We start from the raw sequence: 10,171 nt of genomic DNA on the forward strand, positions 1-10,171 counted from the left end.
GAAGATCAACAACAACGTTTATCCGAACTAATGACTATCTGGAGAATAGCACGAGATCAGGAACAGAAACTTCCGCCAGAAATACAAATTGAGTTAGATAATCTTGTTAATCTTGAACTCAATGCTGCTACAGCTAGAACCGCATCCTTTGCACAACAGTAGAGTCAATGAACCCATTTTATCTCCAAAATATTCAATGAAAATGTGATATAATATCAAGACCATAAACAATAGGAGATGTTTTATGAATCAAACCATCAATAAAATTGTGGAATCAATTGAGTCTCTTTCTGGTGAAGAAAAATATTTATTATTTGAGCAATTAGCTAAAAGAAAATTATTTAATGGTTATGAAAAACTATATCCAAATGTCGGAGAATCTTTAGAAATAGCTGAATCTGATTTTAATGATTATCTTCCTAATTTAGAAGATTATGAAGATAGATTGGCAAAAGGAGAAATTAAGTGGTAGATTTAAAAAGAGGAGATATTGTTTTATGTGATCTTAATCCAGTTAGAGGAACAGAACAGGCAGGAATTAGACCAGTTGTAATTGTACAAATAGATCAAGCTAATAAAGTCAGTCCTCATACAATCATTGTACCTTTGACTTCAAAAATTCGACAAACTATTTTAACATCTCATGTATTTATACCTGCTAATACTGGAGGCTTAAAACAGGATTCAGTTATTTTATGTGAGCAAATTAGAGTAATAGATAAATTAAGAATTAACAAAATTATTGGTCATTTAGAAGATGATTATTTATTTAAATTAGAACAAGCATTATCTGTAATTTTAGGGATTAATTTTAACAAAACAGAAAAAATTATTGATGAACTTTGAAAGAAATAATTAATTATATGGAAACAATAACTTTAAATTCTCATGTTGGTCAAGAGGGAATATTACATTTAGATATTCCTGTAAATATTATTAATACTGATCACAAATTAGACTCATTACCAACAATAAATGATAAATTAAAACAATTATTTGATATTCTCACAAATAAAAAATGTTTAATTATCCTTGATGATTTACAAAATATCTTTATTCCTAGTCAATTCGCGGGAAAATATCAACCAGAATATCAAGATTATCAAACCTTATTCAAAATGATTACAGAAACCCAACATCAAAGTAGCGTCATATTAATTAGTCAAGAACAATGTCCAGAAATGGAATGTTTAGATGAAGAACTATATCCTATTAAATCTTTAGAATTATCAGGTTTAGATAATCCAGAAATTCTCAAAAATACCGGATTAAAAAATAAGGATAGTTGGTTAAAATTAATCAAATTATATGAAGGTAATTTAATTTATTTAAAAAGTATTAGTATTCTAATCAATAAAAATTATGATGATCAAGTTGCTGATTTTTTAGCTGAAAATACTTTACATATTACCAATCAAATGCAGTCTCATTTTTACGAGACATTTCACCACCTATCACCCCAAGAACAACAAATAGTATTAGAACTAAGTAAATTTGAAACCCCTATTTCTAGAGAAGAATTAAGACAAAGTTTAAATTTATCCTCAGTTGATTTTAATAATGGTTTACAATCTTTACAACAACGGTATTTAGTAACCAAAATCAAAGAAGATAAAATTCTGTTTAAATTGTCTCCAGTTTTTCAAGAATATGTGAGAACTTGTTGTTAATACGAAAATGTTAGCATCATAGGGAGAGCGATCGCATTACTGTGATGGCACAACAACTCAATAAAATGGGGGCAAAAATCAGCGAATTACCCGACGGGATGGAAATCACCGGCGGTACTCCCTTAGTCGGTGCGGAAGTAGATAGCCATACAGATCATCGCATTGCCATGAGTTGAGCGATCGCTGCCCTTAACGCCATTGGTACAACCACCAAAGTATTAATTATAATTTGCATGGAGCTAAGCGGATTCGAACCGCTGACCCCCTCAATGCCATTGAGGTGCGCTACCAACTGCGCTATAACCCCGAAATCCTAATTCAGTAAGCAAAAAGGCTTATTGGTTAGTTTTTTTAGTTGTCTCTTTTGTGATTATATGTCAATCTATGTCAATTCAGTCAAGAGAGTTATGTTAAGAAATATTAAGCAGTGAATCAGACAAATCTTCTCACAATAGGGTAGGCACGGGGGCGCTACCCCTAAGATAATCGCTATATTTACCCTTTACCAAACACAGTGGTTAGAGAACGGGCAATATTTTTCGGTTGCATTGCATCCATCGCTGCTGTCGGTTCATAACCACAATGCACCATACAATCAGCACATTTAGGATTACCACTAGCGCCACCGTATTGACTCCAATCAGTCTTATCTAACAACTCCTGAAAGGTTGTATAGTAACCTTCATTCAATAGATAACAAGGTTTTTGCCAACCTAAAACACTATAACTAGGACTACCCCAAGGGGTGCATTCATAGTCTTTTTCACCAATGAGAAAATCTAAGAATAAAGGGTTGTGATTAAAGTTCCAGTTCTTTTTTCCAGATGTGTAAGGTGAGAGAATTTCTCTAAATAAAGCGCGGGTTTGTTCTTTTTGCAGAAAATGATCTTGATCTGGTGCCCATTCGTAACTGTAACCAGGAGAGATCATCATCCCGTCAGTACCCAAGGTTTCCAGAAAATCGAAAAACCCCTGCATTTCTTGAATATCGCAACCTTCAAAAATGGTCGTGTTAGTAGCGACACGAAACCCTTTAGCTTTAGCTGCGCGAATTGCTTGGACAGCAGTATCGAAAACGCCTTTTCTGTCTACACATTTATCATGCCATTCTCGCATTCCATCTAAATGGACGCTAAAAGTTAGATAGGGAGAAGGTTTAAACTTATCAAGACTCTTTTCTAGTAATAAACCATTAGTACACAAGTAAATATATTTCTTGCGTTTAATTAAACCTTCAACAATTTCACCTATTTGGGGATGTAGGAGGGGTTCGCCACCGGGAATAGAAACAACCGGTGCGCCGCATTCTTCCACAGCCGCAAAACACTGTTCGGGAGTGAGATTTTGCTTGAGGATCTCTACTGGATGTTGGATTTTACCGCAACCAGTACAAGCTAGGTTACACCGGAACAGGGGTTCTAACATCAATACGAGGGGGAAGCGTTTCCGCCCTAATAAGCGTTGTGTAACTAAATATTTACCTATATCTATTGCTTGTTGTAAATTAATTGCCATGAAACTAACACTCCTCAATTTGGTCATTGGTCATTGGTCATTGGTCATTGGTCATTGGTCATTGGTCATTGGTCATTAGTCATTGGTCATTAGTCATTGGTCATTAGTCATTGGTCATTGGTCATTGGTCATTGGTAATTAATTTCTGTAACCTGTAACCTGTCACCTGTCACCTATTCACATAACTTTGGTCATTGGTCATTAGTCATTGGTCATTGGTAATTAATTTCTGTCACCTGTCACCTGTCACCTGTAACCTGTAACCTGTCACCTGTCACCTGTCACCTATTCACATAACCATTAGACACAAACCAATCTACAGCATCCTTGAGAGCTATATTCAGGGGTGACTGAGGTAAACCTAATTCGCGGATAGCCTTAGAAGCATCATAATACATTGGTTGCTGTGCCATGCGGACTCCATCTATGGGAACTGTGGGAGTTTTCCCTAGTGGTGCGAGGATTTTTTCTTCTACCCAAGCTACTGTAAGGGGTATCCAAGCTGGGATGGATGTTTGTGGTGCTGGTAAATTGGTGATTTGGGAGAGTTGTTCTAGGAGTTGTTTAAGGCTAAGATTTTGATGACCGAGAATATAGCGATCGCCTGATTTGCCTTTTTGTAAAGCTAATAGGTGTCCCTTGGCTACATCGCGCACATCAATAAAATTTAACCCCGTATCCACATAAGCGGGCATTTCTCTCCGCAAAAACCGCAGAATAATCTCCCCCGTAGGCGTAGGTTTAATATCTAAGGGTCCAATGGGACTGCTAGGATTAACGATCACAATATCTTGACCTTGGTTCACCGCAGATATTGCCACTTGTTCAGCTAAGAATTTAGATTTTTTATAATCCCCCACTAATTTTTCTACGGGACTTTGGTAATTTTCATCTACAACCTGTCCCAATTTACCCACACCAATAGCGGCAACGGAACTAGTATAAACTGTACGTTCAATTCCCGCTTTTTGGGCTGCGGCTAAAATATTGCGCGTTCCTTCTACATTGTTAATATAAAGCAAGTCTCGGTCTTTTTGCCACAGGGAATAATGGGCGGCGACATGAAACAGATATTCACAACCCTGCATCTGTTCCCAGATATTCGGGTTATTCAAATCACCTTTGACAATATCTACCGCCAAACCCTGTAAGTTACTCAGGTTACTATCAGGACGTACCAAGGCTGTCACTTGGTATCCTTCCTGTAAAAGCGATCGCACCACATGAGAACCAATAAACCCTGTACCACCTGTTACAAATACTCGCATTCTATCACCCCTTACTGCTCAAAATTTAATTATCTATGTATCTGGGTAAGTTACCAAAGTTTTTTGTTTTCGTGTAATCAGTTAATGATAGGATAGTCTTATGTACTAAAGTTTATATCACTTTAAACTATGTCCCTACAAGAAGAAATTGACAAAATAAGGCAAGAGATTCAGACAGATGGTTACTCAATGTCTATTGGCGAATGGATGAGTCTTTATCAGAGTAATGAGATTGATATTAATCCAGATTTTCAAAGATTTTTTCGCTGGTCAAAACATCAAAAATCAGCTTTTATAGAATCAATTTTATTAGGCATACCAATTCCCCCAATCTTTGTTAGTCAAAGAAATGATGGTGTTTGGGATGTTGTAGATGGTGTTCAAAGACTATCAACAATATATGAATTTACGGATCTTCTTAAAAAAAATGAACAAGAAGAAAATACAGAGCCAGTCGCTCTACAAAAAACTACATATTTACCTTCTTTAGAAGGTAAAAAATGGGATGACCCAAATGACACTATAAACTCCTTAACTCAAACACAACGTTTATTAATTAGGCGAGCAATAATTCCTGTCAGTATTGTCAAAAAAGAAAGCGATGAAATGATTAAATATGAGCTATTTCAGAGACTCCATACAGGAGGATCTATTGCCACACTTCAAGAAGTAAGAAATCGTATCCTTTTAATGTTAAATAGAAATTTATATGAATTGATGAGATCACTTGCCGACTATGAACCCTTCAAAAACTGTATTTCTTTGAGTGATAGGTTTCAGGAAGAACGGTATGATATGGAGTTAGTATTGCGGTTTATTCTGCTATTTGATCAGGATGTGGAAATTATTAAAAAATTGGGTGATGATGTTAACGTTTTCCTAACAGAGAAAATGCGCGAAATGGCTCTTAATCAAAACTTAGATTATAGCCATATAGAAACAGCATTTAAGACAACATTTGATATTCTTAATCAAACCACAGGGGATAATAGTTTCAAAAGATATCAATCTGAACAAGATAAATTTCTGGGCGGGTTTCTATTATCTGTATTTGAGGTAGTAGCATTAGGAATTGGATACAACTATGAAAATATACCTCCAACAAATGAAATATCTGATTTGATCAAAACTATTTGGTCAAATCCAATTTATAAAAAGTGGTCTCGTCCAGGCGTAGGTGCAAGACGTTTACCCCATCTTATTCTCCTGGGTAGAGGAGTATTTTCTCCTGTATGAGCATCCAAACTCCTGAAGACTTAAATATGAGACTGGCAACTGATATTACTTGGAGAAAAAAGGAACTTTCAGAAATAAAATCTTTGATAGAATTAAAAAATGTTTCTCCTCTAAGGCATAATGTATTTATTCGCAGTGGAATATGTATTTTGTATGCTCATTGGGAGGGTTTTGTTAAATTAGCAGGAAACTCTTATGTGGAATATATTAGAACCAAAAGACTACGATATGGACAACTTTCTAGTAATTTTTAGCCTTGGCAATGAAAGAAAAACTCAAACAGGCAAAAGAGACAAATAAAGCATCATTATATATACCTGTTTGTGATTTTTTTCTTTTCCAGTTAGATGAAAGATGTTCTTTACCCAAAAATCCAATTTCTACTGCATCTAATCTGTCTTCGGAAATTCTAAAAGAAATAACTCATACCCTGGGAATAGACTTTTCCCTTGACTCCACTAAATCTAAACTCATAGATGAAAAACTTTTAAAGACAAGAAACGAAATTGCACATGGTGAAGATTCCTTGACAATTGATAGAAAACAATATATAGAATTACAGACAATGGTTATGGAGATGCTAGAAGAATTTCGTAGTCGGATAGAAAATGCTGCTAGTAATGAAGATTTTCTTTTGAAAAACTAGTACCGCAAGGCGTTCGTCAAAAGTCAAAAGTCAAAACGAATATACAATGAGCTTTCCAGTAGTTTGGAATGGTCTATTTATTTCCGCCGACCTGTACTAGTAACCCGTTATCCATACACCATTATATGTCACGATCTTGTTTCTATTAATTCATAAGTTAAAGTTATTGATTTTAAACTTTAAATAAGTTTTTTGAAAAAAATTTTTTATTTTTAGGGTTCGGGTCGCTGCCGGCGTGGTATTATAGATATATAAATATAATGGAGCATAAGCAAAATTTTTACTAAGGCACGCATTCCCATTATAAAAATATCATATCTCGCGGGAAAAGTCAACAGGGTTGAACCCCAAAAAACGAATTTTTTTCAAAATTTAATTTTTTTAATTTTTTGATGTCCTGAAAAATTGAAGGGACTAAAATCCTGTAAATCAGATCCCCGACTTCTTCAAGAAGTCGGGGATCTTGATCCTCTCTATGTTTCCACATATTGCCAGCGTTTGGTTGATTCTGTTTCTCGACAGATTAAAATCCCAAACCATTCTAATCTTTCTAGATTTTCAGCAATGGCATTTTTGTATTTTCCACCATTTTTGAATTGAGCCGCAATTTGTTCCACTGTCCACTCGCTGGTATTGGTGCGGAGTAAGTCGCGGATAGTTGCAAGTTGCTCATTTAGAAATACCGGCGTTGCTGATTAAGGGTATGAATTTTTGACATTCTTCCTGTTCCCAGTTAAGAGTTCCCTGTTCCCTCCAGTTTAGCATACTAAGTCCGGTAGAGCCAAACTTCTCCGTATTTAAAAATAGGTTTTTACTTTAGTTAAAATATAGAGTATTTATGAAAAAGTAACTATTCTAGGCTAGAATATTAGGTAAATAAGTAATGGGACAGAATTAATTACACAATTGATTTTTCTGTTCCCTGTTCCCTCTCTCAACGAGTGAATTTAATTTTGTCCGACTACTTATCAACAAATTAAAGTAGAGAAACCGAAGTTGTAATAACAATTATTAGTATAGCATTTTATGACCAAAAATGAAATCACTGCAAATTATGACGAATCCTGGAAAGAAGCATTAAACGAATATTTTGATAGTTTTTTATCCTTCTTCTTTCCTGTGGCTTATAAAGCAATTGATTGGACAAAACCACCGGAATCACTAGATAAAGAACTACAACAAATTACAGCTTCATCATCAACTGAAAAACGGATTGCAGATAAACTGTACAAAGTTTGGTTATTGGATAAAACACAAGTATGGATTTTAATTCATATTGAAATTCAGAGTCAATATGATGTTGACTTTGAAGAACGGATGTACATTTATAATTACCGTGCCTTTGACCTTTATCATAAATTTGTTGTTGGTTTGGCAATTTTAGGTGATACAAGTCCCAATACTGTTCGGTTAAGACTAAAAAACAAAAATACGTAGGTTGGGTTGAGGAACGAAACCCAACATTTTCAATGATTTGTTGGTTTTATACAATAGGTTGTTTACGTGGAAATTTTCGTTAACCGAACAGTATTGATACAAGTCCCACTTGGCGACCTAACAGTTATCATCAAGCTATGTTAGATTGCGAATTAAGCTTGAAGTTCCCCATTGCTAAACTACTAGACTATGAATCACGGTGGAATGAACTAGAATCAAGTGATAATCCCTTTGCTATCATAGTAATGGCGCATTTAAAAACTAAAGCCACGACAGGGAATTTAGCAGAACGGGAACAGTGGAAATGGACATTAATTAGAGGACTTTATGATAGAGGATTAACAAAAGAACAAATTGTTAAACTCTTTAAAATCATTGATAAGATGATGACATTACCCAAAGAATTGCAACGAGGATTAGTCGCTAAAATTAAACATTTAGAGGAGGAAAATCAAATGCCTTTCATTAGTCCAACAGAAGAATTAGCAATGGAACGGGGGGTAGAAAGGGGAATAGAGCAGGGAGAACAAGGGAGAACAACAACTGATTTTCCGACAACTAAATCGGCGATTTGGTGAAATTGAATCATCATTCATTGAGACAATTCGGACATTATCAATTGAGCAATTAGAATTACTCGGTGAAGCACTCTTGGATTTCTCCTCTATCATTGATTTAGAACAATGGTTAAAAAATAAACCAGAGTCCTAGAAATAACAACCCCACTTTTCATTAATTGTGGGGAACACTAAAAACTGAGAAACTGGGATTAGAGAAAATTAAATTATTAGGGATAGTTACACTACACTTCGTGAACGCTAAAATGACTAACATCACAAACATATTAAAGCAAGCCACAGACGGGTTACTGATGACCAGTGAATCAGAATACCCATTTGAGGTTTTCGCATGGGAATCTGGACAATTAAATGAAGCCACAGTATTAGAAAAAACTGGACTTAAAGGTACTGTTAAACTTGTGGAAATTGATGATTTCTTTAGAAACTCTGTAACCGCAGAAGATTGGCACGAAGATGAGGAAAAAGCCACTGTGAAAAAGTTTCAGAATTTTGTAAATCAGTTAAAAACTAATTTAACAAATTTACAGGTTTACAAAATAGGTAATAAAGAAATTGATGTTTACATTATCGGGAATACCCCTGATGGTATAGCAGGGGTTTCCACAAAAGTTATCGAAACCTAAAGATTATCAATTTTGCTTTCAATCACCCGTTGAATATTGGGAGAAATATTGGTCAAAAAATCATACCCTGTTAGTTTTTCTATGTTGTTAACACTGGTTCGATAAACCCTCCAATTATTATCCAGTTGTTCATCATTGGGGATATTGACAGCAATAACACGAGTATTAGCAGTAATACCCTTGAGTTCAGTACCGGGGTTATCCAAAACTACAACAATTTTCCAGGTAGATTGGGGAATTGTGACTAAATTCTTCAATTTCCCCTTACTACCATAAGGTCCAGCGATAATATAAAGTTCCTTGCCTTGTGCTACTAATTCCCTAGAATAATCCTCTAAATTGCCCCAAGTATTCCTATTATTATCAGGCGTTTGGGGCATCATATTAGTCATTAAGAAAGTTGCTGTATTATCTTCAATAGTGCGGGTTCTATCAGCCGATGGCGCAACGTGACCTCTATCATACCCGGAAGCATTATAAGCAGTGGGTTTAATGCGTTCCCAACCTTCAGGTAATGTGTTATCTGGTCTAAAGTTATCTTGACGTGGGGCATCCCCAAACCATGATTTATTTAACTGCCAACTTACCCAATTAGGAGTACCATTACTGCGATTGTAAGACAGTACATACTGGGGTTTTATCATCAAGTCATTATCAGGGTTATTGATGTTGGTTGTGGCTTGACTGGGATTACCCAACAGTAAATGAACCGATGGTATATTTCTAGCAAGTAATTCTGGTTCTAATTCTAAAGTTTGTGCTTGTGCTGGTGAACAAATCAGTAGCCCAATTGCAAAACTAATTAAAAATCGGACTTTTAGGACTTTTATAAACTTGATCATAAATTACTCGGTTATTATTGAAACACTTAAACAAACTGTAAAGCAATTAGGTCAACAATGGCAATCTGCTTGTGCAATCTTTTGGTATCTGCCGGTGTCGGTTCGCAGACTAATTGAAAAAAATTTCAACGGAATAATCAGGGTTCTAACTTACCTTGTCGCAGACAAAGTGAAAATCTGTCGCGGAGTAGATGAAAAATTCCTACCAAAATCGCGGACTAATTGAAATTTTCCGCCAAATGAGAATAAAAGTTCGCAACTCATTACAGTATAGGCTTTGGAGCAATAATTCTGTAAGTAGCGATGCCTACGGCGGCTCCTTTGGAGCATCGCCGTGTAGAACGAGAGGATAA

General features: G+C 35.5%; 9 protein-coding genes, 1 tRNA gene and 4 pseudogenes. 9 read left to right on the forward strand and 5 right to left on the reverse strand.

Annotated features, from left to right (window positions below; genetic code table 11):
• Positions 1-244: 244 nt before the first annotated feature.
• The 4 genes and pseudogenes from FJR37_RS24365 to FJR37_RS24380 form a co-directional block, all read left to right on the forward strand.
• Positions 245-472 carry a hypothetical protein gene (locus tag FJR37_RS24365; RefSeq protein WP_039200385.1) on the forward strand — a complete coding sequence of 76 codons (228 nt, stop codon included), beginning with the start codon at positions 245-247 and terminating at the stop codon, positions 470-472.
• Positions 466-846 (forward strand): type II toxin-antitoxin system PemK/MazF family toxin, encoded by a 381-nt coding sequence (locus tag FJR37_RS24370; protein WP_168467354.1) that lies wholly within the window; start codon positions 466-468, stop codon positions 844-846. Before FJR37_RS24365 ends, FJR37_RS24370 begins: the two co-directional genes overlap by 7 nt.
• Before the next feature lie 17 nt (positions 847-863).
• Positions 864-1,670, forward strand: a complete 807-nt coding sequence (locus tag FJR37_RS24375) for a hypothetical protein (RefSeq protein ID WP_168467353.1) — start codon at positions 864-866, stop codon at positions 1,668-1,670.
• 20 nt (positions 1,671-1,690) lie between these two features.
• Positions 1,691-1,843: pseudogene (locus tag FJR37_RS24380) on the forward strand (3-phosphoshikimate 1-carboxyvinyltransferase); the annotation flags it as partial.
• 61 nt (positions 1,844-1,904) lie between these two features.
• On the opposite strand, the gene FJR37_RS24385 reads toward FJR37_RS24380, so the two are convergent.
• From FJR37_RS24385 to hpnA, 3 genes are all read right to left on the reverse strand, one after another.
• Positions 1,905-1,977 (reverse strand) — tRNA-Ala (locus tag FJR37_RS24385).
• A gap of 188 nt (positions 1,978-2,165) precedes the next feature.
• On the reverse strand, positions 2,166-3,185 hold the full coding sequence (hpnH, locus tag FJR37_RS24390; protein ID WP_039200388.1) for an adenosyl-hopene transferase HpnH: 1,020 nt from the start codon (positions 3,183-3,185) through the stop codon (positions 2,166-2,168).
• A 281-nt stretch (positions 3,186-3,466) separates the two neighbouring features.
• Positions 3,467-4,453, reverse strand: a complete 987-nt coding sequence (hpnA, locus tag FJR37_RS24395; RefSeq protein WP_039200389.1) for a hopanoid-associated sugar epimerase — start codon at positions 4,451-4,453, stop codon at positions 3,467-3,469.
• A 129-nt stretch (positions 4,454-4,582) separates the two neighbouring features.
• Here hpnA and FJR37_RS24400 point away from each other — a divergent pair, with 129 nt between their 5' ends.
• Positions 4,583-5,689, forward strand: coding sequence for a DUF262 domain-containing protein (locus FJR37_RS24400; protein ID WP_168467355.1), 1,107 nt, complete (start codon positions 4,583-4,585; stop codon positions 5,687-5,689).
• 49 nt (positions 5,690-5,738) lie between these two features.
• A pseudogene (locus FJR37_RS27900) lies at positions 5,739-6,335 on the forward strand (MAE_28990/MAE_18760 family HEPN-like nuclease); the annotation flags it as partial.
• Between the two features lie 473 nt (positions 6,336-6,808).
• Here FJR37_RS27900 and FJR37_RS24410 read toward each other — a convergent pair.
• Positions 6,809-6,952 (reverse strand): hypothetical protein, encoded by a 144-nt coding sequence (locus tag FJR37_RS24410; protein WP_217355381.1) that lies wholly within the window; start codon positions 6,950-6,952, stop codon positions 6,809-6,811.
• Positions 6,953-7,361: 409 nt separating this feature from the next.
• Here FJR37_RS24410 and FJR37_RS24415 point away from each other — a divergent pair.
• The 3 genes and pseudogenes from FJR37_RS24415 to FJR37_RS24425 all read left to right on the forward strand — a co-directional run.
• Positions 7,362-7,735, forward strand: a pseudogene (locus FJR37_RS24415) (hypothetical protein); the annotation flags it as partial.
• Between the two features lie 144 nt (positions 7,736-7,879).
• Positions 7,880-8,483, forward strand: a pseudogene (locus FJR37_RS24420) (DUF4351 domain-containing protein); the annotation flags it as partial.
• A 112-nt stretch (positions 8,484-8,595) separates the two neighbouring features.
• A complete protein-coding gene (locus FJR37_RS24425) occupies positions 8,596-8,976 on the forward strand; it encodes a nuclease A inhibitor family protein (RefSeq protein ID WP_039200396.1) in 381 nt (126 codons plus the stop codon).
• Here the strand turns inward: FJR37_RS24425 and FJR37_RS24430 are convergent.
• Positions 8,973-9,818: a DNA/RNA non-specific endonuclease gene (locus FJR37_RS24430; protein WP_052149774.1), complete on the reverse strand. Its 846-nt coding sequence runs from the start codon at positions 9,816-9,818 to the stop codon at positions 8,973-8,975. The two genes, FJR37_RS24425 and FJR37_RS24430, sit on opposite strands and share 4 nt — an antisense overlap.
• Positions 9,819-10,171 lie beyond the last annotated feature (353 nt).

Source organism: Aphanizomenon sp. UHCC 0183 (assembly GCF_009712065.1).
In the GTDB taxonomy this organism is placed as follows: Bacteria; Cyanobacteriota; Cyanobacteriia; order Cyanobacteriales; family Nostocaceae; genus Dolichospermum; species Dolichospermum heterosporum.